The sequence below is a fragment of the Sorangium sp. So ce590 genome (genome assembly GCF_051521365.1).
Taxonomy (GTDB): Bacteria; Myxococcota_A; Polyangia; order Polyangiales; family Polyangiaceae; genus Sorangium.
This window is the reverse complement of the sequence record NZ_CP150346.1, coordinates 4,102,222-4,125,916: the sequence shown is the minus strand read 5'-3', so window position 1 is coordinate 4,125,916 and position 23,695 is coordinate 4,102,222. Positions and strand designations below refer to the sequence as shown.

The window sequence follows — 23,695 nt, the reverse complement described above, 5'->3', positions numbered from 1 at the left end:
ATCTGGGGCCATCGCGCACGAAGCGGCGCACCGGCCTGGGACGTGCCAAACGGCTCGATCCTGTGCCAAGCGAGGGGGGTCCGGCACCGGCACAAACGCAATGCATTGCGGCACACCGGGTCCCGGACCCCTCCGGAACGTGCCACGGACTGTCTTTCGGGGGGATTTCTGTGCCAAACAGCGTCCGAAATTGCGCAGATCTGCGCCACCCCCCCCTCGGAAGCGCCCGTTTTTGTGCCAGATGGGGGGTCCGGACCCCTCCGAACCGCAATCCACTGCGTTCGTCCCGCCTCGGGACCCCCTCCGGACCGCAATCCACTGCGTTCGCCCCGCCTCGGGACCCCCTCCGGACCGCAATCCACTGCGTTCGCCCCGCCTCGGGACCCCCTCACCCTCCTTCTCGGCGCGCCGGTGTGGCCGCGTTGCGCGGCCGCGCGACGAGCGCGCTCGGCGTTCTCGCCGGTTCGTCCGGCCTCCACGTGGCTGACCGGAGCGCGCGTGGCAGCTCGCGCCAGCGGCAGCGCAGCGGTCCCGCGTACTCGATCGCCGCGTCAGAGAGCGTCAGTGGAGGGTCGGCGCGCAGCGCAGGTGTTCAACCCGGCAGAGGCAGAGAGCGCCTCGAGCTCGCTCCGCGAGGCGGCTCGCAGCACGGCCATCGTGCGCCCAGCCTCATCGATGATCTCCAGGGATCCATCGAAGCGCTCGACCCGCGCCTGGCCATTGTAGAACGGCTCCGCCATCGCGAACCGCTGAGCATACGCAGGCTGCCCGCGGCCATCCACGTGCATCCACCCCCGCTCATCGCGGGCGCGCGCAAAGCCCTTGTGGAACACGTCCAGGTCGAGATAACGGCGACCGTGAACGAGCTCGCCGCCTGCATCGATATGCGTGGAGCGGCCATCCTCGCCCTGCGCGACCGCGGCGCCGTCGCGGTAATCGCCCGCGTAGCGCCACCGCGCCGCGTACACGGGACGCCCGGCCTGATCGATGTGGCCATAGAGTCCCTCGCTGTCGCGGACCACGCACCGGCCGTCCTGGTAGTTGCCGCACCAGGAGTACCGCTCTGGATAGAGCTCGGCGCCATCCGGCAGGATGTGATGCCAGCCCTCGGAAGCCGAGACGGCAGCGCGCCCTTCGTAGAACCCGAAGGTCCGCTGGAAACTCCGTGTGTAGGCGGGCGCCCCGCGACCATCGATGTGCCACGCCTCGCTCCCGCACCGAACGGGGGCGATGCCCGGGGCGTGGAACGCGAGCACCTCCTCGAAGCGTGTCGCGTACAGCGGCTCGCCGTCCACCACGTGGTGCGTCCGCTCCGGGGCGACCCGGGCACGTCGCCAGTCGTTCATGGCTCCTCCGCCGGCCGCCGCATGTTGCAGCCCAGGCAAAGCGCACGGCTCCGGTACGACTTGAGCAGCCGCTGGTAAGGTTCTCCGTTCCAGCTCTCCATCAGCCCGGCCTCGTGGAGATCGCCGAAATCGCCGAGCATCCTGCGCTGCGCGTCGGGGGCGCAGCACGGATCGAAGCGCCCCTCGGCGCTGACCCATGCCTCCTGACCGAGGAACGGGCAGCGGCCGCCCGGAGCCACGTCCTCGGGCGCAGACTCGTCGAGCAGGAAGATGTTCTCGAGCAGCACGTGCTTACCGTTCGGCAAGGCCCGCTCCGCCGCCGCCTCTCGCGCGGCCAGCACCGCGTCGTTCCAGCGCTGGATCGCCCCGGCATCGCGGCGCATGGAGAGCGGCGCGATCTCCTCGAAGTGCGCCCACAGGTGGTGCCCCTTGACGCGATCCACGCCGAGGCGGACGGCGAGCCGCACGATGTCAGCGAGCTCGGCGACGTTCGTCTCCAGGAACGTGAGCTGGAACGTCACCCTGCAACGGTTGCCGCCGGCCGCGGCGTGCGCATCGCGGACAGCGATGAACGCCTGCACGTTCTCGAGCACGGCCTCCCAGCGGGAGCCGAGCATGATCAGCTCGTGGGTCTGCCGGGTGGCCCCGTTCCAGGAGATCTTCACGTCGGAGGTGATCGGCACGAGCCGTTCGGCCCACTCCCGGGCGCCCCGTCGCGGGAAGGTGCCGTTCGTGGTCAGGTTGAGCTTGACCCCGTGCTCCCGGCACAGGTCGGCGATCTCATCGAAGTGCTCGTACAGGAGCGGCTCGCCCATGGTGGAAGGGATCACCTCGCGGAGCCCGTGGCCGGCCGCCTCGGCGATCACGCGGCGCACGAGCTCGATCGGCATCAGCCGGCGCGGCTTTCCAGCGGCCTTGCGCGCCTCCTGGAGAGGGCTGTGGGGCGAGTGCTCCTCGCACATGATGCAGCGGAGATTGCAGGTGTCCGGGTTCGTGTCGAACGTGATGCGCCATGGCCCCTCGCCGGGCTCGATCCGGGCGGCGTCTCGACGGGCGATGACGTCGGCGTAGATGCGCTCCATCGCCTCGAGATGGCCGGCGAGGTCGGGGACGTGCCCCGACTCGGACTGCGCGTATCCGCGCTGACCCAGGCGGCGGGCGAGCGCGGGATCGTCGGCGAGGCGCTGCATCTGGCGCGCCATCGAGGCAGGATCGCGGTGCTCGAAGAGGAGGCCGTTGACCTCGTGGTGCACGTACTCGGCCATGCCGCCGGCGTTCGCGGTGATCACCGGCACGCGCGCCTGGAGCGCCTCGTGGATGACGAGCGGCGAGTTCTCGACCCAGATCGATGGCACGACGATGCAGTCGACCCTGTCGAAGACGTCGCGCACGATATCCTGGTTGCGGTACTCGGGCAGCCACTCCACGCGAGCGGCCGCGTCGCCCGGTAGTCGTCGCGCGATCGCGCGGAGCGCCTCGGTGTCCTGCCCGCGCGGCCGGCCCCAGATGCGGAGCCGAGCGTCTCCCCTCACCCGGCCAAAGGCCTCGATCAGCTGGTGGATCCCTTTCGCGGGGATGTGCGTCCCGATGTACCCGAAGGTGAACGGCTCCCCGGGCGCTCGGGCGCGCGCGCCGAGGCGGGAGAGGTCGAAGCCATAGTCCAGGTAGACCAGCTTGCGCTCGGGCAGCCCGAATGCCTGGCGGTACCGGTGCTCCAGGTAGCGCGCGGGCGCGATGAACAGGTCCACGAGATCGGTCATCTCGCGCACGTGACGCATCCGGCGCGCTACCCAGTCGGTCCAGTAGGCCACGTCCTGCTCGCGCTCGCCCGGCGCCCCGGAGAAGAAGCGCGCGTAGCAGCGTTCGGCGCACTTCCGGTCCTCCTGGCCATCGCACGCCGCCCACAGATCGTCAGGGTTCGCTGGGTGCGTCTGCATGAGCTGCCCGCGCGGGCACATCACCCAGTAGTCGTGCAGCGTGTACACGATGGGGATCCCTCGCCCGGCGGCCTCGACGACGAGCGAGGTCGAGAGGTGGTTGAGGTGACCGATATGGACCACGTCGGGCCGGAGCCGGTCGCAAAGCTCGGCGAAGCGCTGGTCGACGCCGGCGTGCCGGTAGCCGTCTCGAGCGCGCGGCATGTTGACGAGGTGGAGCGAGATGCGCGGATCGTCGCTGTCCTTCTCGTGGCGGAGCGCATAATCCAGCGCAAACGGGTCCTCCTCGCGCGTGAAGACGTGGACCTCGTGGCGGCCGGCGAGCCCGTGACAGAGCGTCTGCGTGTAGACCTCCGAGCCCGCGTTGTAGCGCATCGGGTAGCCGTGGATGACCTGCAGGATCTTCATGAGCTCTCCTTGGCACCGCTCCAGGCGTCCAGCTCTCGCCAGAGTTCGCGCCTCTTCAGCCCCATCGCGCTCGCTTTCTGGCGGGCCAGGTCCGCCTGCCGGCGCGCGCCGGCGTGGTCACCCCGCAGGGCGCAGAGCTGCGCGCGAAAGACATGGACCCACGGGAGGCGGACGCGGTAACGCATCTCGCACAGGAGCGCCTCGGCGGTATCGAGCTGCTCGGTGGCCTCGGCCAGCCTGTTCTCGACGAGAGCCACACGGGTCGCGGTGAGCGCCGCGCCGGCCTCGCTGAGGCGGAAACCACGACCTTCCCAGATCTGGCGGGCCTCGTCGAGATGCCTCCGGGCCCTGTGGACATCCCGGGCTGCCCAGAACCACGCACAATCGATGAGACACGACGCGAGGTGGTCCCATCGCCCGGAATCTCGGACGAGCGACACGGCCTCTTCGAACAGCTGGCTCGCCTCGTCCGGCCGCGCCCGCGCGACGAGCGTCCGGGCGAGCACACGCGTCGACAGGCCGCGGTTCAGCAGCGAGGCGGCGTCGGGATCGTCACCACAGATCAGTCGGAGGGCCCGCGTTGCGCGTTCGTGGGCGAGATCCACCTCATCAAGATCGAGCAGCAGCACGGCGTGGTTCGCGAACGGGTAGTGCGCCACACCCGCTTGGCCCGCGATCTCCCGGTCGCGGATCTGCTCGATTTCCTCGTAGGCAGCGCGGGCCTCGTGCAGCCGGCCAAGCCGGTGCATGAGGTAGCCGCGGAAGTCCCGCGCACTGAGGCGAGGACGCAGCTCGCCAGAAGCGTCAGCGTGGCGCACGGAGCTCTCCGCGCACGCGAGCGCCTCGGTGAGGTTGCCTCTCAGCGAGTGCACAGAGGCCAGGTTGCGCGCAGACTCCGCCGCTCCCCCAGGGAGGCCCGAGTCGACCGCCGTCCGCACGGCGCGCTCGAGGAGGCGCACGGCGTCGGAGGTCTCCCCTTGCGCACGAAGGAGCACGCCCGCGCTGTTCTCGAGCCAGTATCGCTGCGAGGGGGCGAGGTCTCCGAGCAACCGAAAGGTGTCCCGATCGAAGAAGGCGAGAAAAGCGCGCCGGTCTTCCGCCACGGTGCCGTGCAGCTTGAGGCTGGAGTGACGCTCTCCCTGGCGGATGCGGTCGTGCAAGACCTCGAACGCTCCGGACCATCGCTGGGCTCGAACGCCGTGTGCGACCGCTGCATAGAGCGGATCGAGGTCCTCGCGGCGGACCGTGCCGTCGCTTGCGCGAGGAGGCAAGTCGCGAAACCACTCGAACAGGCGCTCGTGCGCGGAGCGGACCCCCGCGGGATCGCTCGCTTCCAGCCGGCGTCGCCAGAAGCCACGCACGAGGGGGTGCTGATCCCAGGCGCCCGCCTCGGTCTTCAACAGGAGCGCGGTCTTCTCGAGGCGCGCGCAGATCCGCCGGTGCTGCTGGGGCGGTGATTCGCCGAGCACCGCGGCGAAGCCGGAGGCACCTGGCCGGGCGCCGACCGCGGCGAGCGTGGCGAGATCCGTGGGCCGCTCGCAGAGCGCGACGACGCCGAGCACCGCGCGCTCGTCGGGTCTCAAGCGGTCTTCGTAGAAGGAGAGGATACGCTGGATCCGGCCGCCGTCGTCGATATCCTCAGCGCCGAGGTCGAGACGATCGGCCGCGAGGACGTCGCCAGCGTGCGCCTCGCTCAGGTAGTCGGCCACGAGGGCGAGCGAGAGGGCGTGGCGGCCCACGCGATCGGCCACGCGCCCGAGCTGCTCGTCGGACCCGCGCACGTCTCGGCTCCGTAGCACCTGGATGGCGGACGCCGGGTCGACGGGGCCGAGCTGGATGCGGCGGACGCCGGTCCCTTCGAGATCGAAGGGTGGGCGCGTGGTGATCACGCATAGCCCGCCGTACATCTGCGACGCCAGAGTACGAACGAGCATCCGGATGGGGCTGTCGATCAGCCTTCCTCGGTCGTCCTGCAGCGGTTCCAGCCCATCAAGGACCACGATCGTGCGGCGCTCACGCACCCACCGGACGAGACGGCTCACGCTCTCGAGCGGGTCTTCCGAGGGCTTCTCGCCGAGCGCATCGAGCAAAACGGACACGGCGGCGGATCCGTAGGGGCCACCGCCGCGGTCCTGATCCTCGATGGAACAGGAGATCACGGCGTCGACGTCCCCGTAGGCCGGTTGCAGGCCGTCGAGCCAGGTCCGGACGAGCTGCGTCTTGCCAGCTCCCCCCTCGCCGATCACGACGACGGCATGGACGGCTTGATTGTCGAGCGCGTCGTCCAGCTGCCTCTTATCCTGCTCACGCCCCACAATCCCTCGCTCGGGCGAAGGAAGACCGCCAAGCGCCACACCATACCTCGGGCCCAGTCGAGCCGCGCGCAGCGCGTCGCCGACGCGGCGTGCGGCCGCGCAGACGGCTGCGGCGCGATCGACGGCGCTCGCCACCGGCTCCCGCATCGGCCCGAAGCGACGCAGTACCTCGTCCGCGTCGTCGACGCAGGCTTCCCATGACACGAGCGAGACCTCGGCCCGCCTCCGTGCCATGAGGGCAGGACGGACGACACGGGTCCACTGGGGCCAGTCGAGCAGCCGGGCAGTGACAAGGACGACCACATGCGTGGCCGCGCGGAGGCGCTCCTCGATCCCGCGCTCCACGTGCTCGCCGGCGATGCAGGCACCCAGCATCTCGACACGCTCTTTGCGGCACACCTCATCGAGGTGAGGGCGAAGCGCCATCGCGCAGTCGTCGTCGTCCGGACAGTGAAGCAAAAACAGCTGCATCCCGGGGAGAGAATCGCACGGAACACACTCTGCAGAATACCCCCTCGCGCGTTCCGTCCTCGGCGCAAGGACCTTCTGGCTTCGTCGGAGGGCTCGCCGGAACGAGCATCACGAGCATCGCCGATGCGGCGTGACTTACCTGGTTGCCAGGCCGCGCTCCGTGCAGGCGAGCGCCTCCTTGCCCAGCGTCTTGTCTCATCCAGACTGACATCGTTCATCGAGGGCGGGAGCGAACCGACCGTCGAGCGGGCGAGGCCCACATCACGCCACCGCCGCCGCGAACGAGGCGAAGAGGTCCCCCGGCAGCGCGTGGTGCAGCCTCCACGTGATCGCCATCGGCAGCTCGGACGCGTGCCGCACATAGCTCGCCGGGCCCAGGAACCAGAACGCCCGCTCATCGCTGCGCAGCCGCGCGAACAGCATCACCGCCGTGCCGAGCGCCTCGTGCTGCTGATACCGCCGCCCCGTCTCGCTCTCGGCGCGGGTGCTCGACTGGCTCTCCCAGTGGATCAGCTGCCGGCTGATGGCATGGTCGCGGTAGCGCGTCGTCGGCGAGAACTGCCCGCTCGTCTTGTCGAGCGTGAACGCGAGCAGGTCGGCCCCGGCGTCCTTCGCCCAGTACACGCCGGTCTGCCACGGCGCGACCTTCGCGCCGCCCCCGACCCAGAACGCCGCCAGGATCTCGATGCGCGAGTAGCGCGCGTGCACCTCCAGCGGCACGTCCGGGTGGGTCGCGATCGCCCGGTGAACATGGTCGACGCGGTCCGCGAGCAGGTCCATCACCTCGACGAGCTCCGCGCGCACCTGGGGGTGCGCCCAGACGAGAGCGCACGCCTGCGCAAGGGGGGTCGCTTTGCCGATCGCGCGATCGGCCACGGTGGCGACGAGCATGCGCAGGAGTCGGCGCTCGCGGAGGCTCATCGCTCCCGGATCCGGACACGCCTCGGACGCGAGCAGCCGGCGATAGGCCTCGATCCGCACGAAATCGTCGACGTGCAGCAGCCGCCCGCACGCGCGCCGCAGCGCCTCCTCGTGCGGCCCCGCGCCCAGCAACGGAAGCCCCGCATCGGCCCGGAGGTCTGACCACGACCGCTGTCCGGCAACCACGTCCTCGATCTCCAGCCCGGTCTCCTCCAGGAACCGCGCGAGGCTCACGTCGCCACCGCCGCGGGCGAGCCGTCGCAGCTCCTCGATCTTGGCGGTCCACCCCGACGGCACGGCTTGCCGGATGTTCTCGAGCACGAGCTCCGACGCCTTCGGGTCGAGCTCCATGTGGCAGCCCGCCGGCAGAAACGGGAACCCGCCCTCGATCTGCTGAACTAGCTCCTTTCGGCTGCCGCCGAGCAGGGCTCCGAAGCGACGATCGAAGCGGAATTCGCGGCGATGGTGCCCCACGAAGTCGAGCACCGTGCAGGCGGTCTTGCCGGCGCTGCGCCGCAGGCCACGCCCGAGCTGCTGCAAGAAGAGCGTGGGGCTATCGGTCGGGCGCAGGAGGATCAGCGTATCGACCGCAGGGACGTCGATGCCCTCGTTGAACAGGTCCACCGAGAAGACAACGTTGACGCCCCGCGCGCCGAGCTCCGCGAGCGCCGCGCGCCGCTCGCCATCGGGGCTGTCCCCCCACACGGCCGTCGCCGCGATGCCCGCCTCGCGGAAGACGCGCGCCATGAACCGCGCGTGCTCGATGCTGACGCAGAACCCGAGCGCCCGCATCTTCCGCGGATCGTCGACGTGCGCGGCGAGCTGGGCCACCACCTGCCGGGCCCAGACGTCGTTGGCCGTGAGCAACCCCGAGAGGCCCTCGACGTCGTAACCGCGCCCGCGGCGCCAGGGCACCTCGCGCAGATCCAGCCCGTCGTGGATGCCGTAGTACACGAAGGGGACGAGCCGGTGCTGGTCGATCGCGTCCCAGAGCCGCAGCTCTGCGGCGATCCGGTCATTGAACCAGCCGAGCAGCGGAAGCCCATCGCTCCTCTCGGGGGTGGCCGTGAGGCCGATGAGCTCGACGGGTTGCACGTGCTCCAGCAAGGCGCGGTACGATCTCGCAGCGGCGTGGTGAAACTCGTCGATGATCACCACGTCGAAATGGCGCGGATCGAGATCGTCGAGCCCTGCAGCGGAGAGGCTCTGAATCGAAGCAAACACGTGCTCGAAGCGTCGCGGGTGACGGCCGCCGACCCACAGCTCGCCGAAGGCGTGATCGCGCAGGCCATGACGAAAGGTCGCGAGGCTCTGCTCCAGGATCTCCTCGCGGTGCGCGACGAAGAGCAGGCGCGCGCGGGGCAGCGCCTCCCGGAGCCGGGCGTAGTCGATGGCCGCCATGACGGTCTTTCCCGTTCCGGTCGCCGATACGAGCAAGTTGCGGTGATGCCCGCGCTCGCGGGAGAGCGCAATCTGCTCGAGCAGGCGCTCCTGGAACGGCTCGGGGCGGAGCTCGATCGGACTGAGCATCACCGAGGACGCTCCGCTCGATGCCTGCTCGACGCGCGCGAGGAACTCCTCGCGGTCGTACGGCACGAAATCGCCGCTGTTCCAGTAGCTCTCGAAGACTGCGGCGACCTTGGCGACGACATCCGGGTTGCGGGCGCCGGACACGCGAACATTCCACTCGAGTCCGTTCGTCTGCGCGGTATGCGTCAGGTTCGAGGAGCCGATATAGGCCGTCGAGAAGCCCGACGCGCGATGAAAGAGCCAGGCCTTCGCGTGCAGGCGCGTCGTACCCGTGTCGTACGAGACGCCTACGCTCGCGCCGATCCTGCAGAGCGCGTCGAGCGCCGACGCCTCCGTCGAGCCCGTGTACGTCGTCGTCAGCACGCGCAGCTCGCGGCCCGCCTCACGATGCACGCGGAGCGCCTCGAGCAGCGGGGCGATGCCGCTCCGGCGGACGAACGCCATGACGATGTCGATGCGGTCCGCCGAGCGCGCCTCCGTCAGGAGCTGGTGACCCACCCTGGGCTCGCCAGGCGCGTTGGTGAGCAGCGTCGTGTCGAGGAGCGGGATGAGCGGCTCGGCGATCGTCTCCGGCTTGCCGTCCGGCTGGCGCCCCACGATGGCCCGGAGCACCATTCCCGGCTCCACCGGCGCATCCGGCTGGACCTCCGCGCCGGCGATCACCTCGTCGATCTGCGCGAGGAGCCTCCGCGCCAGACCCACGCCCACGCTCACCCGCTCTGGGTCGGGAACACCGGCTATGGCGCGCTGCACGATGCGACCCAGATGCAGCGCGATGCGGTCGGCGGCCTCCGCGGCGCGGAGCGCCCCGGTGCGGGCTTCCAGGCTGGCGTCGAGCTCGCGAAGGCCCGAGGCCAGCGCCTCCGTGATCAGGATCTCGTAGAGACCGCGCCGGCTCGTCGTCATGAACGAGCGAGTCTACGGCAGATCAGCGCGCGTCCAAGAGGCATCACGAGCCAGGCCCTCGATAGACGCCTCCCCTCAATCCTGGCAACCGCAGACGCCTCCATGATGCGAGCAGCAGCCACGGTACGAGGGGCGGCCGCACAGGCAGCTCGGCGAGAGCGTGCCATCGCAGCACTGCACCCGGAGGCTCGCCTGTCGCCTCTCCTCGGCGGCCTCTTTCATCAGCTGCAGTCTCTCCTCCGCCGCCGCTTTGAGCTCCTGCCGCCGCCGTTCCTCCTCTTCTCGCCGCCGCCGGGTCTGCTCCACGCCCGCGTCGACATCCGGCCGCAGCCGCACGATCTGCGCGAGGAGCGCAGCGCAGCGCTCGGACCGCTGCACGTCGGTCCCCCGGAACTCGTCCAGCGCGAGCTCCGCCTGGCTCAACGCGGCCTGGGCATCGTTCCACCGTCGCTGCGTTGCCCTGGCGGAGGCGACCTGCACCTGACGTGCAATCGCCGGAGCGACGTCCTTGAACCGCACAGCGGCCGCCCGCTCCCTCTCCGCCTGTCTCCGCTCCTCCTCGGCGCGCTCCCGCTCCTCCTCGACGCGCTCGCGCGCCTTGCGGGCGGCTTCCTCCTCGGCGCGCTGCTGGATGGCCTCGCGCTCCCTCGCGTCGACATCCGCCTCCGTGCGCGCGGCCTCCTGCAGCGCCGCCCCCTCGACACAGGTGGTCCGCGCCTCCCGGAGATGCGACCGGGCCAGGTCGAAGCTCGCCGCCTCCAGGGCCTCACCCGCGCTGCGGCGCGCCTCCTGACAGGCGGCGAGCGCCTCCACGCGGGCACGCTCGTCGGCGCTCTGCTTCGTGAGGAAGCCCGCGAGGCCCACGCCGAGCAGGCCGGCGATAGCGGGGTAGATCCCCCACGGCGCCTGGCGCGACGCCCGTGCCGCGGCCGCGAACGGCCGCGGAGCCCCCGCGACGCTATCGCCAATCGCGATCGCCAGGCCGGCAACGACGCCTGCCCCGAGCACGGCGAGCGCAACGGGTCCGGAGGCAGCGCCGATCACGTAGAGCAACAGCAGCGTGTAGACCTGGGTCCCGGCCCACCCGAGGCGGAAGCCGAGCCTCGCCCTGGCCTCACCGGTGTATCGCCCCTCCGAGCGGGCGATCTCGCGGAGCACGAGCCGGCCGAGCAGGATCGCCGGCACGCCGGCGAACGGTCCGAGCACGATGGCCGCGACGCCCAGCAGGAAGAGTGTCTCGCTCGACGGATGGGGCCGCGGGAAGAGCCCCTCCAGGCTCGGCACCGGGCTCGGGCCGGGCGGCGCTGCGGGAGGCTCGGGCGGCGTGCTGGGCGGATCCTGATCTGCCATCGTCACATCTCCAGCGCCGCGAGCGCCTCCTCGATCCATCGGATCTGCTGCGCTTGCAGGTCGTCCGGGATCTCGTCGGCGCGGAGGGCCTCGAGCGCGGCGAGCAGGTGGCGGCGTTTCGCTGCCGCGGTCTTGAGCCCATCCACCTTCTCCAGGACAGCATCGACCTCGATCCGGGAGGCCTCCAGCAGGAGCTGATCGCGCAGTTCCTGGAGCGTGAGCCGGTCGAGGCCGGCCCGCACGGCGCTCCTCCGTCCGGCAGGTCCCCTCGCCGCCTCGAGCTTTGCGAGCGCCTGCTCGAGCGTTGCCTGCTCCTCTGCCCGCAACGCCCGCTGACGGCGCGCCTCCTCCTCGACGCGCGCCTCCTCGATTCTCCGTGCCTGCTCGATCCTCCGCGCCTCCTCCTCGATTCTCCGCGCCTCCTCCTCGCGTCGCTGCTCCTGCTTGATCTCTGCCCGCAGCGCCCGGAGGCGCTCGGCCGCGTCCTCTTGGCCGCCCTGAGCGAGCAACGCCTTGTATTCCCGCACGGCGGCGGAGCGGGACTCGTGATCTTCCAGCAACCGCGCCAGCTTGTAACGCAGGCTGCGCGACAGCTCGGGGGCACAGTTCGGAGCATCCGCAGCTTGCTTCAGCGCCATCGTTGCCTGGTCGATCTCGCCCAGCGCGACGTGCGCATCCGCCAGCGCGCACACGCCCAAGGGATAGGCGGGATCGGCGATGGAGAGCTTGAGGGCACCGAGCGCCTCGCGCGGAGCCCCGGCGAGCACATGCATCTGGGCCAGCGCGACCTCCACGCTGCCGGCTCCCCCGCCCTCCGGGCGGAACGACAGCGGCGCAGGCAGCCCGGGGAAGGCCAGCGCAATGCCCGACGAGAGCCGACCGATGCCATGGACTCGCGCAGCGGCCCGCTCCAAGGCCGCGAGGGCATCCTGATATCGTGCGCGGCTCGCGGCGTCGGCTGCGACGAGCAGCCACGCGTCGGCCTCGTGCCTTCCGCGGTGCTCGAGCGCGCCGAGCAGCTCGACAGCCCTGGGATCCGACGCGTGGCGGGCCGCCACCGTGTCGAGGAACAGCACTTCCAGGCGCTCGCGCCGGAACCGCCGCGCCACTCGGTAGATCGCGTAGCCGACGCCGCCGACCCCGAGGAGGATCCAGACGGCGGGGATCCTCAGCACCATCACGAGCGCGAACAGGATCAGCGCAACAACGCCGGTCAGCGCCGCGAGCACCGCGAGCACCGCGAGCGGGCGGCCGCCCCCCGATCCCGCCCGCCCGAGCCGCGCGAGGCGCTCGCGGTAAACGATATAACCTGTGCCGACGAGCACCAGCGCGACCCACGGGTACGGCGTTGCGAGCACCGCGCCGATCGCCGCCAGGATCGCCGCGAGCACGTACAGGCTGAACGCTATCGCGATCGCGACCAGGATCGCGACCGCTCCGGCAGATCCACCACCCCGCCCGCCTCCTCGTGGAAGACGCGCACGAGGGAAGAGTCGAGGGCCACGGCGTCCCATTCGTCACTGTCAGGTTCGGCGGGAACGCCCGCGCTTGTCAACGCTCCGTCGCAAGAGGGTGGGACAGCATCAAGCTCGTGGTGTGGCGTCCTCTCGCGATCCATCGTCCGACCAGACGAGCCGACAGGCCCCAGCACCGCCACGGGTAGCTCTGGAGTGGCTGCCTCGGCGCGCAGCACACAACGTCCGTCTCACTCATGCGCTCGCCAAATCCAACCATGTCACGCTGAACAGCCGACGGCCCCGCTGACGGCCGAGCACGTTCGCCGGATGGCCACGTCGATGGAGGACGAGCCGATCTCTCGATGAAGGGATCAGCGCGGACTCACTCCACGTGGGCTCGCCTGACGAGCGACGCCTCCTCTGACCCGCCGGCCCAGCGCGGCCGTGTGCCTCGACGCGCATGCCGGTCAGCTCGACGCCGGGGTCCACTTCCGTCGCGATGACTTCCGATACCTCTTGCATGACTTCCGATATCGATCCATTCTCGGCCCACAAACGCAGGCGGCGTCCAGGATCCCGAGCGTGGCTCTGGGATGGATGGGTGGGCCATGCGCCGAGGACCACGTCCGCCTCATGCGATCGTCGACCATGAACAGCAGCGAAGTCGTGAGGAGATGCGCCGAGCTTCTACGCCTGTTCGACGACGCCGATCTGCCCGACAACACCCGCCGGCTCTACGGGGCGCAGTGGCGCCAGTTCGTGGCCTGGTGCGCCGCGCGCCGCTCCCTCCCCCTCCCTGCCCGGCCGCGCCTGGTCGTCGTCTATCTCGCGTCGCTCGCGCGTGAGCGTCTGGCGCCGTCGACGATCAAGGCCGCTGGCCAGGCAATCGCCAAGGCGCACGAGCTCTCCGGCCACGCTCCGCCGACGAGCTCCCCCATCGTCATCGCGTGGCGGCGTCGCCTCGTCGCCGGCGGCGCTCACGAGCAACAGCAAGCGGCCCCGCTGACGGCCGAGCAGGTCCGCCAGATCATCGCCTCGATCGACGACGACCTCGTGGATCTGCGCGATCGCGCGCTCCTTCTCGTGGGTTACGCCGCCAGGCTCCGGCGCGCGGACCTCGTCCGCCTGAACGTCGCCGACGTGCGCATTGCTGCGGACGAGATCGAGCTCGTCGTGCCGGCGCGGCGGATCCTCCTGCCGCGTGGCTGCCACCCCATCACCTGTCCCGTGCGCGCCGTGCGCGCGTGGCTCGACGCTGCTGCGCTGCCTGCACATGGCCCGCTGTTCGTCGGGATCAACCGCTGGGGCCAGCTCGGCGACCGCCTGTCGGATCGCGCCGTCGGCTTGATCGTGCAGGCCAGGGCCCGCGAGGCGGGCTTGATGATCAAGGGCATCAGCGCCGATTCGCTCCACGTGGGCCCGCCAGACGAGCGACGGCTTCTCTGACATCACGGCGCTCGCGCCGTGCCTGGTTCCGACAGTGACGGGCGCCCCTGCTGGGCTGCCGGGCGGGTCGTGCTCTGTCCTCTGGAGATCACCTCATGGAACGTTTACTTCACACGATGGCTCCTCTGTCGCCGGTCGGGCTGGCGATCATCGCCTGTGTTGCCTTCGGCCTGGCGCTCGCGGCGCGGGAGGCGCTCGGGGTGGAGCGCGGCCTGCGCGCAGCCGCCGAACGGGCGCGCGATGCGGCCGTCAAGACCCTGACCACCCACAAGAACTGGGAGCTTCACGAGATCGAACGATATCGCCGCCTCCTCGGCTGTCACATCGACGCCATCGTCGCGGAGGCGACGGAGTTTCGTGAGCGGCTGGTCCCGTCCCCTGGCGGGATCCTGGAGAGCCTGTGCTCGTGGAACGCCGACTGGAAGCGAGACCTCGCCCGATCCGCCGGATTGAGATCCGAGGAGGTGGAGAGGCTCCTGAAGAACGAGCTCCCGATCACGCCGGGCCTCGCGCGGAGCCTGGAGCGCTTCACCGGCGCGCCCGCGCGGTACTGGGAGTACCTGTGGCGCCTGCACGACGAGTACCGGACGGAGACGGACGAGACGTTGCTGCTCCTGGTCGATCAGGCGACGCGGGCGCGGAGGCATCCGGCGCGCGTGCCGGCGCCGGGCTTCGCCCCGGCGCCCCTTGTCGTGGGGCGCGAGCCCGCCCCCTCTGCACCCGCCGAGATCCCTGCGCCGGCTACCGCGCATCCGGAGCTCGTCGTGTCGAGCCAGCGTGGCGCCCTGCCTCCGCCGCCGAGGCCGCGTTCCCCACGGTTGACCGCCTCCAGACCCGAGCTCAGGCCGGCGCGCGCAGCGCCCGACGCCGGACGCGCGGACCGTCCGATACAGCGCCAGGACACGCTTCCCGAGATCGGCGACGCCTGGGACGACCTCGACCGCTCCCCGCTCAACGCCACGCTGCCCGGTGTGGGCAGGCAGCGGCCGCCGCGATGACGGCGGACGGCTGCCCCTTGAGGAGAGGACCCATGCATCGGCCGCCAACCGAAGACACGCGCTCTGCTGCGGCAGCGAGCCTGTTCCGCCCGAAGGTGTTCCGCGACGTGCTGCGCTGGCTGGAGCGCCTCGGCGTTCCAGCCCGCGATCGGGACGACGTGGCGGGCGAAGTCTGGCTCTGCGTCTGGCACAGCTGGCCCACGTACGACCCCGAGCACGCGAGGCCCGTGCGATGGCTGAACAGGATCATGCTGCACGTCTGCTCGCACTACCATGAACGGGCGTCGCGGCGGAGAGAGGTGCTCCTGGACGAACCGCTGGACGTCCCGGACCCGGCGCCTGACGCGCTGAGCCTCCTTGTCGCGGAGGAGACCCGGCTCGGCGTGCTCGACGCGATCGACAGGCTCGATCCCCACGAGCGCGAGGTGCTCGTCGGGCACGACATCGAGGAGATGTCCATGGGTGACCTTGTCGAGAAGATCGAGGTCCCCATGTCCACCGCGTACAGGCGCACGCGTGCGCTCGCCGCGCTGCGTGCCCTGGTCGAGCCTTTGGACGGGGGGGAATGAGGGGCGCACGCGAGGTCGGCGGCGGAGGGCGTCCGATCCGGGCCGCCCGTAGGCCGATAACAGAACGAGAGACGCTTGCCGAGCGTCTCTAGTGTTTGCAGCACAGCGCGCGAGTGATCCCCCGCTCGAGCGCGCCGCCCTCGAATTCGGAGACAGAAGGGGCGCACGTACCCGGCTCCGTCTGGGTGAACACAGACCGCATCCCCGCGAGCGGTCCGGTGGTCCCCCTGCTGCACATCGGCGGATCTTTATCCGAAATAAAATAGCTATCCAGCTCGTCCAGACAATACTTGTCTTGATATAATATTGTATTCGCCGCGCACTTCCCGCCGCTCGGTGCACCGCATTTGCAAGGCTTGCACGTGCGGGTATCGATGACTGTCGTGAACTCGTGCCGAACACCGTACCCGCGCCAGCAGCTTCCGTTTGCCTGCGGAGGATAGCAGGGGACCGCTGAGGTGGGACCGGAACCTTGGGGGCTCGCCGCGCACACCGTGGCGAACGCCAGAGCGCGACGCGACGGCTCCGGCGCTCGCGACACGGGTGCGCAGGAAGCCAGCGTTGGCGGATCGAACGTCACCGCGGCGAAGGCGTCGCTCTCTATGGGCGGAGTGCGCGCCGCACAGGAACCATCCCACGACGAGCCAGCATCGAACGTGCCGGCGGCGCCGTCGCCGGGGCAGACGGACGCATGCGCAGTCACCTTGGACGGCAGGACGCACTCGGCCGGGCCACACTCACACGGCTCGCATTTGTCCTGCTCAACATCTTCGATCGGTATAACATCGACCAATGACTCCCACAGGAGCTGATTACTCTGTATACATTCGTGCCTATCCTCATAACCCGTCAGGTAGACGAAAACTTTATCTCGGAGGTCCGGCGAAGGCAGATCGTCAGGATACGGCGAAGAGCAGCCGAGCAATGCGAGCGTTACCAGCGTGTAGACCACGGAAAATCGCATCGCAACCACCACCCTTTCACCGGACACCAGGGCTCTCCGCGAGATTTGGACAGTCATACGGCTTGTCGTCCTCCGATGTGCGCCGGTTCATCCGCAACGAGTGATTCGTGCGTTGGCAGGAGCGCCCTCCGCGCGCAGCTTCCCAGGTGAGCGCTACTTTTCACAGCAGAACACGCGCTTCTCGCCTCGCTCCACCGTGCCAACCACCTTGGAGGTGGCCGGCGTTGGCGTGCAGGAGCCCGACTCCGCGCGGGTGAGCACTGTCCGCACTGCCGCCAGCGGCAGGGGCGCAGGAACATCGTGACACGGGTTGTCACCTTGATCGATGAACGCACCCAGGTCGATCTGGGTATTGCACGTGGCGTCTCCGTACAGCATGACGTCGGCCATGCAGCGGCCCCCTGTCGGAGCGCCGCAGGCACATGGGGTACACGCGCGGTCGTCGCTGAGTCGCACCGTGAACGCCAGGCGATTCGTGAAGCCAGGCCGGCATAACCCATCGGCCTCCGGTGTGATACACAACGCGAAGCGCTCCCAGGAAGCGTGCGACCATTCCAGCGGGCAGACCTTTGCAAAATCTCCCGAGATGGGCGGCGGCTCGAGCGGCGGCGAGGGCGCGCACTGGGGAGCCAGCGCCGGCGGCGCGAAGAGGACGGACGCGAAGCGTTCGCTCGAGACAGGGGGATCGATAGCAACACATGTTCCATGCCAGCCCTCCTCAGCAGCGATCGTGAGCGGCTCTCCTTCGCCGTCGCAGCGGATCGCGGCGTGCGTCGTCAGGCTCGACGGCGCGACGCATGCGGCAGGGCCGCACGTGCAGGGGCCGCATTCGTCCGAAGCGGCTTCATAAGCCCACCCCTCCCAGTAGTCCAGGCGATCTCCAGGACACGGCGGCGCCTCCGCGTGACGTCCCACCCAGAGCAACACCGGGTCATCATCCATGCGGGGCCCGTAGAGCTCGAGCTCATCCCCACAGGCGACGAGCGCCAGAGCGCCGAGCATGAGCCAAGCTGCCGGGTGCATCGTGAACCCCTCCTGCTGCCCGCGGTTCAGTAGTTGTCGTGCCCGCATAGATAGCCCGCGTAGATACCGTCACAGTGCTCGACCTCCGGCGACGGCCGCCGCGTTGCGGCTTCCCGCGCGACCATGGCCTGGCCGTTCGCCAGGGACCGAGGCGCGACGGGCGGCGCGGCAACTGGTGCTTCCTGGAGCGCGCCGGCGGGCCTGAGAGGACACGGCGCGCCGGATCGAAGGGCCGCGGGCTGGACGATCTGCGCCAGGCGCGCAACGGCCTCGGGAGGGCGCTGCCGCCAGGACATCGCGCTCCCGGCCCCGAGCGCCGCTCCCAGCACGAGCGCCGCTCCCAGCACGAGCAGCGCGCCGAGCCAGCGCACCGCGACACGCGTTCCGGTGTCCTCGCTCGAGCGTACCGGGAGAGGCAGCTCCGGCATCCGTGGCGGGCTCGGCGCCGGTCCCGCCAGCTCGCGCGCCTGGCGCGACGGGGGATCGAGGGAAGACACCTCGATCGGGGCGATATCGTCCTCGAGCACCCGGTCGAGGCTCGGGGTCACCACGGGCACCGGCGCAGCCATCGGCGCCTCCTCGTCGCGCGCGAATGGCTCCCACGCCTCCTCGGGAGCCCCCTGGCGCTCCGCGGGCGATCCGGTCACAGCAGCGTCCTCGAGGTCCGCGGGCGCTCGCCCCAGCTCCGCCCACGCGTCGGCGATGGCCGCCAGCACCGTGAGCATCTGTTCCACGCTGGGATACCGGTCCCTCGGCTCCTTCGCGAGGGCCTTCTTCATCACACAGCGAAGCACCGGAGGAACCGTGATGGGGAACCTGGGCTCCCAGGTCTTCTCGGACAGGGTCCGATGCTCCTCGTCGGCGTAGAGCTCGCGCTGGCACAGGAGCTCGTACATGACGGTGCCGAATCCGTAGACATCGGTGCGCTTGCCCAGCCGGCCGCCGAAGATGAGCTCCGGCGCCGCGTGGCACGGCTCCCGGAGCGCCTCCTCCTCGGCGAGCTGAAAGAGGCGAACGAAGCCGAAGTGGGTGATGGCGTACCCGTTCTCGGCGGCGATGAGCACCCGCTCCGGGCTCAAGGCGCCATGGATCGCGCCGAGGTCGTGCGCGCGCGCGAGGCTCTGCCCGAGCTCGATGAGCATCCTCACGGCGGTGAGCCCGAGATCCGCCGCGCGCGTGGCGTCCCTGAGCCGGATCGCGTCCTTGTGGAACGGCGTCGCTGCCCAGGCGACGGTCCCGCTGAGCCCGCCGTAAAGCACGCGCGCGACCTGCGGCACCTTGTCGGCGAGGCGCTGCAAGCGCTCGATCTCCGCGGCAAACACGTCGCGCTCGATCCGCGCGCCTTCCCGCACGTGCACCCAGACGAGCTCCCTCGTGTCTCCGAGCTGCCTCGCGAGGAAGGTGCGCACCATGCCCCGAGCCAGCTCGTTCACGAGCTCGTGCCCCTCCCAGATCTCGCCCTTGGCTACCATGCGATCGTCACCTCCGCACCGGCGGCGCGAGCCCGGATCTCCGTGTCATGCGGCAATACGACGTAGATGAGCGTCGCGGCGCCCGCCACGGCGCCGGCGATGAGCGCCCCCGATCCGAATCCGTGCAGCAGGTTCGCTCGCGTGTTGGCGGCTGTTGCCTCGTCGTAAACCTGACGGAACTCGGGGCTGCTCGGGAGCAGTTGCTCGTCGCCTACCTGGGCGACCCTCGCGACAGCCTCGTTGTCCGAGGCGTTGGCCGCCAGGTGCAGCCCGATGCCCGTGACGAGCAGGGCCGTCGAGACAGCGGCGCCCGTGCCAACGATCCACGGCTTCGGCCCGGATCGCGCCGGCGCCTGCGCTATCCGCGCCGGCGCTGCTGTGACACGCGCAGGTGGACGAGCTCTCGGCGCCGCGGCCCCTGGCGGGCTCTCGAAGGAGAGGGATATGTTTCGCGACTCGCCGGCTGCGACCTTCACCAGCGTGCGAGCGACCTGCCCGTGCCGCCCGGTGACGGTCACCTCGTGCTGGCCCGGCGCGACGTAGATCGGGCTGCCGGCCTTCACCTCCTTGCCGTTCAGGAGGAGCCGCGCCGCGTCCGGGGGCGCGAGCAGGTGAATCTCCGCCACGCGCTGGCGTACCGCGGCGAGATCGGCTCGCCTCACCTCGTAACGGCGGCGCTCGACGGCGTTGGTGGGCGCAGGCATCTGCTCGACGCATTTCGATAGCTCCGCCGCGGCTTCCTCCAGGCGCCCGAGGCGGAGATCCAGCTGGCCGAGCTGACAGAGCGCCATCGTCAAAGGCTTGAGCGCGTAGACCTGCGCCCAGAGGTCGCGGGCGCGGTTGACATCGAGCCGCTTCACGGCCGCATCGGCTTCGCGGATGAGCGCATCCACCTCGCGGGACCCTGGCGCAGGGTCCGCGGCGAGCGCGCTGGAGCACAGCGCGAGGGCGGCTGCCATAGCCCCTTGTGATGAACAGATCAGTCGTCTACGAGCGCGCATGGTTCGCCTCGCGGCACCGAGGTGGACCCGACGCCGCGCGGACTCGTTCCGCGCGGCGTCGCTCTTATACCAGCATCAGTTTTCAGAAGATCCGGAAGAACAACTCGTAGAGCCGAAATCGGCCGCCATTCGCGTTACGTGAACCCATCTCAAATTCTCACAAAAATAAAAATAAGCGCTGCGTGGGCTGTCCAATGCAGCTCGCGCAGTCCACGGGCCGAGCGCTCTGAACACATGGACAGCGGCGTGTGGCCTCCAGACGTCGAGATGGATGGCCTGTTCCCTACGGTTGCTCGTCCGGGATCCGGAGCTCGTTCCACGCCCACTGCGCGGCATCGTCAGGCGCCACGCGGATCGCCTGGATCTCATCCCGTCCTATCGGGAGGACGTTGCCCTCCTCGTCCCTTGTCAAGACGACCTCAGGCCAGCTGAGGTCGACGACGCGCACGCGCCGCGCCCGCGACCACGGATCGGCCCAGCCCGGCGCTGCGCCGATCACCAGGTCGACGGCCGCGCACTTCTCGCGGGCGCTCTTCAGCTGCTGGTGGAGGCTCACGTCGCCGGGCAGGGCCCAGTCGACGGCCAGCGCTTCGTCGAGGGGGCCATAGCGAAGCCGAACGGAGCCGTGGAGGACACCGTACTGGTAGAAGGAGAGGAGCGCCTTGACATCGCTCTCGATCCGACGCGCAAGCCGCTGGTGGTCGCCTTCGGACAGGTAGCGCGCCATCCGCTCGGGCTCGCCGAGAGGACGGCTGATGCGGGTGGTTCCGGCGATGACGAGCTCCGGCGTGATCTGGAGCGTACGGCCCGTGCGGTCCAGGCGCCTGGACGCCTGCGGAGGCCCGAGGTCCACGACCCGGCAGCGGTCCGCGTCGAACCCCAGCGCGTGCAGCGTGTCGCGGATGTGGAGCCCTGCGATCACGTCGAATCGCGCGAGCACCCCAGCGAGCTCGGCGGCGTCGCGGCCGATGAAGGTCTGGATCGATCGCGGGCCGACGTCGAGCAGCGCCACGGCCTGCGGATGCGCGGCGGAAGGGACCACGCGAAGGACGGCGCGACGGGACGCGCGCGCGATCTCGGCGTCGCGCTGCGCCTCCGCGTCGAGCTTCGCGCGGCGGACCGCCCTGTGCTGCTCCGGCGCGGCGCGCTGCGCCTCCGGCTCCGAGCGCTGCGCCTCTCGCGACGTGCGCTGCGCCTCTCGCGACGTGCGCTGCGCTCGCTGGACGAGCACCGGCTGTGACAGCTCGCGGATCGCCCGCCGCATCGCGACGAGGCCGGGCGCGGCGGGGTTCAGCGTGAGCCGTCCGCCGTCACCGTGGATGAAGAGGTCGCTCTTCCCCGGCCCGTTGCGGGGGCCGAGCTTCTCTCGGTACCTCGTGAGCCCGGCGAGGAAGGTCTCGATCTCCTCCGCGGTCATCGGCGTCTGCCGCGCATCCAGCACGGCGGCGGCCTGTCGGATCCACGGCAAGCGCGTCACGGACTGATCGCGGAAGGCCGCCTCGATCTCGTCGAGGGACAGGGGGACGTCGTCACCGGGCAGAGGAAGCGTGGACGCCGGGGGCTGCGGCTCCGCGCGCTCGTCGAGGGGGCCGGGCGCCCGCAGGAAGGTGCGCAGCAGGCGGAGGTCGACGACCTTGGGGCGCCGGTCGTCCCGCTGGGTACCGCGCGCCGGGCGCGCCACGGGACGGAGCTGACGATCCTTCGAGATCCGGGGATTCGGCTTCGCCATGCGCGCGCACCGTACCGCAACGTCCGTCTCGATTCAGCACTGCCGACGGGCTCACGACGTCCAGGGTCGGATGGGAGTCGGTCAGTTGAGAAAATGGGACATGAAATGAGAAAATTCAGAAGCCACACGGAATGGCCGAAGCGAATAACGCGATGCTTTCCGGTGAACCGTCGAAATTTTCCAGGCCGAATCCGGCGCGGACCTCCACATCGGATCCTGGCACGCACAGGAGAAGCGCAGTGTGCGTCTGTGTTGCGGGTGACCGCCCACGGATCGTGGTCCACCCGGGGAACTCGCGCTCACCCACATGATCCTCTGATATGATCCACTGTTGCGCTCGGCGCTCGTGGCGCGTCCCCGCAGGGGACGGCTCCGTCCTCCCCCAACACCTGACGAGGTCTTACCATGTCTCCCACCGGTCACTGCCATCGTGGTCTGATCGCCTTCCTTTCCCTCGCCGCGCTCGTGGCCGCCGGCTGCGGTCCTGCATCGGAGCCCGCGGCGCTCGCGGAAGCGGCGCTCGAAGACGCGGCGCTCCAGGCGAACGCGGCGCCGTCGGCCGACCACCACGCGAAGAAGCAGAAGGAGAAGCAGAAGAAGAAGTGCCGCGGCCACATCGGTGTCCACGCGGAGTGGTCCTCTGTGGCGCCGCTGCCCCGGGCGCGAGAGCGGCACATCGCCCTGCTCATGCCGGACGGCCAGGTGATGGTCGCCGGCGGCAGCGGCGACTACCCCTACCCCACGACGGTCGACTTCTACAATCCCGCCGCCGACGCGTGGACGACCGGCGGCACGCTGCCCTACCCGCTGGCCCCCGTGGGCGCGGCGCCCCTGCCGGACGGCCGGGTGCTCTTCAGCCCGGGCGGGCTTGTCTACGATCCGAGCACGGGCGCGACGACGAGCGTCCCCCTCACGCCCGGCGAGTCGATCCATGGCTGGGAGTTTGCCCAGACGGCGCTGACTCCCCTGCCGAACGGGCTGGTGCTGCGCACGGGCGGCAGCGACGACGAGAGTGTTCTGAAGGAGGCCGTGCTCTACGATCCTGCCACGAACACCTGGTCCAGCGCAGGGTCGATGTCGGTGACTCGCCACCTGCATACGGCGACGCTGCTCCAGGATGGGCGCGTGCTCGTCGCCGGCGGGTACAAGTTGAACGGCAACGAGATGCCCGAAGGTCGCACCGGCGTCGAGATCTACGATCCGGCCACGGGCGCCTGGACGGCGGCGGCGCCGACGAACCTGCCTCGCATGCAGCACACGGCCACGCTGCTGCCCAGCGGGCGGGTGCTGGTGGTCGGCGGCGGCGGCCAGATCTACGGCGGCACCGAGGAGGAGATCGTGGTCCTCGTCGATGCGGGCGAGACCGCCGAGATCTACGATCCCGCGAGCGACACGTGGACGCTGACCCCGCCGCCGAATTTCCGCCACACCTGGGCCTCCGCCGTGGCGCCCATGTCCCACGGCCGCGTCATGGCCATCGGCGATGAGGGCGCCGAGATCTACAAGGAGGCGAACAATACGTGGACCGTGATCGACGACCCGATCCCGAGGGCCTTCCACACCGCGACGACGCTGCAAGACGGCTCGGTCCTCATCACGGGCGGGTATGACGCGACGTACTTCTCGAATCCGCCGGCGATCGAGAGCGTGGAGCGCTACGGGGGCTGCAAGAAGAAGCGGTGACGCGTCCAGGGGCGCCGCGCGGTGCGCGGGGGATCGCCCCGGGGCCCGCTCACTCTCCTCCTCGGCGCGCCGGTGTCGCAGCGTTGGGCGGCCGCGCGACGAGCGCGCGCGGCGTCTCGCCGGTCATGGCGCGAACGTCGGCGATCATCCGTGGCCTGCCTCGCGAGGA

Annotated in this window: 14 protein-coding genes; 4 read left to right on the top strand and 10 right to left on the bottom strand. The window is 70.1% G+C overall.

All coding sequences use genetic code 11. From position 1 onward, the window contains the following. Positions 1-551: 551 nt before the first annotated feature. The 6 genes from WMF28_RS15515 to WMF28_RS15490 form a co-directional block, all read right to left on the bottom strand. Positions 552-1,346, bottom strand: coding sequence for a WG repeat-containing protein (locus WMF28_RS15515; protein WP_437603013.1), 795 nt, complete (start codon positions 1,344-1,346; stop codon positions 552-554). Further along, positions 1,343-3,691 (bottom strand): glycosyltransferase, encoded by a 2,349-nt coding sequence (locus tag WMF28_RS15510; RefSeq protein ID WP_437603012.1) that lies wholly within the window; start codon positions 3,689-3,691, stop codon positions 1,343-1,345. The genes WMF28_RS15515 and WMF28_RS15510 overlap by 4 nt, the downstream gene beginning before the upstream one ends. Beyond that, positions 3,688-6,477: a hypothetical protein gene (locus WMF28_RS15505; protein WP_437603011.1), complete on the bottom strand. Its 2,790-nt coding sequence runs from the start codon at positions 6,475-6,477 to the stop codon at positions 3,688-3,690. The genes WMF28_RS15510 and WMF28_RS15505 overlap by 4 nt, the downstream gene beginning before the upstream one ends. Before the next feature lie 261 nt (positions 6,478-6,738). Beyond that, on the bottom strand, positions 6,739-9,834 hold the full coding sequence (locus WMF28_RS15500) for a DUF3427 domain-containing protein (RefSeq protein ID WP_437603010.1): 3,096 nt from the start codon (positions 9,832-9,834) through the stop codon (positions 6,739-6,741). Positions 9,835-9,909: 75 nt separating this feature from the next. Then, positions 9,910-11,184, bottom strand: a complete 1,275-nt coding sequence (locus WMF28_RS15495; RefSeq protein ID WP_437603009.1) for a hypothetical protein — start codon at positions 11,182-11,184, stop codon at positions 9,910-9,912. 2 nt (positions 11,185-11,186) lie between these two features. Further along, on the bottom strand, positions 11,187-12,575 hold the full coding sequence (locus WMF28_RS15490; protein WP_437603008.1) for a hypothetical protein: 1,389 nt from the start codon (positions 12,573-12,575) through the stop codon (positions 11,187-11,189). Between the two features lie 714 nt (positions 12,576-13,289). Here WMF28_RS15490 and WMF28_RS15485 point away from each other — a divergent pair. The 3 genes from WMF28_RS15485 to WMF28_RS15475 all read left to right on the top strand — a co-directional run bounded on the left by WMF28_RS15485 (position 13,290) and on the right by WMF28_RS15475 (position 15,654). Beyond that, positions 13,290-14,087 (top strand): integrase, encoded by a 798-nt coding sequence (locus tag WMF28_RS15485; protein ID WP_437603007.1) that lies wholly within the window; start codon positions 13,290-13,292, stop codon positions 14,085-14,087. Between the two features lie 95 nt (positions 14,088-14,182). After that, positions 14,183-15,085 (top strand): helix-turn-helix transcriptional regulator, encoded by a 903-nt coding sequence (locus WMF28_RS15480; protein WP_437603006.1) that lies wholly within the window; start codon positions 14,183-14,185, stop codon positions 15,083-15,085. Positions 15,086-15,117: 32 nt separating this feature from the next. Continuing rightward, on the top strand, positions 15,118-15,654 hold the full coding sequence (locus tag WMF28_RS15475; protein ID WP_437603005.1) for an RNA polymerase sigma factor: 537 nt from the start codon (positions 15,118-15,120) through the stop codon (positions 15,652-15,654). Positions 15,655-16,771: 1,117 nt separating this feature from the next. Here WMF28_RS15475 and WMF28_RS15470 read toward each other — a convergent pair. The 4 genes from WMF28_RS15470 to WMF28_RS15455 all read right to left on the bottom strand — a co-directional run bounded on the left by WMF28_RS15470 (position 16,772) and on the right by WMF28_RS15455 (position 21,843). Then, complete coding sequence (locus WMF28_RS15470) at positions 16,772-17,641, bottom strand: hypothetical protein (RefSeq protein ID WP_437603004.1); 870 nt, start codon at positions 17,639-17,641, stop codon at positions 16,772-16,774. A 26-nt stretch (positions 17,642-17,667) separates the two neighbouring features. Continuing rightward, entirely contained in the window at positions 17,668-19,113 is a 1,446-nt protein-coding gene (locus tag WMF28_RS15465; protein ID WP_437603003.1) for a serine/threonine protein kinase, read from the bottom strand. Continuing rightward, positions 19,107-20,072, bottom strand: a complete 966-nt coding sequence (locus tag WMF28_RS15460; protein ID WP_437603002.1) for a hypothetical protein — start codon at positions 20,070-20,072, stop codon at positions 19,107-19,109. The genes WMF28_RS15465 and WMF28_RS15460 overlap by 7 nt, the downstream gene beginning before the upstream one ends. A gap of 325 nt (positions 20,073-20,397) precedes the next feature. Next, entirely contained in the window at positions 20,398-21,843 is a 1,446-nt protein-coding gene (locus tag WMF28_RS15455) for a hypothetical protein (RefSeq protein ID WP_437603001.1), read from the bottom strand. Positions 21,844-22,248: 405 nt separating this feature from the next. Between WMF28_RS15455 and WMF28_RS15450 the strand changes: the two genes are divergently transcribed. Continuing rightward, the gene (locus tag WMF28_RS15450; RefSeq protein WP_437603000.1) at positions 22,249-23,526 is read left to right on the top strand and encodes a Kelch repeat-containing protein; all 1,278 of its coding nucleotides are present in this window, start codon (positions 22,249-22,251) and stop codon (positions 23,524-23,526) included. The last annotated feature ends 169 nt before the right edge of the window (positions 23,527-23,695 follow it).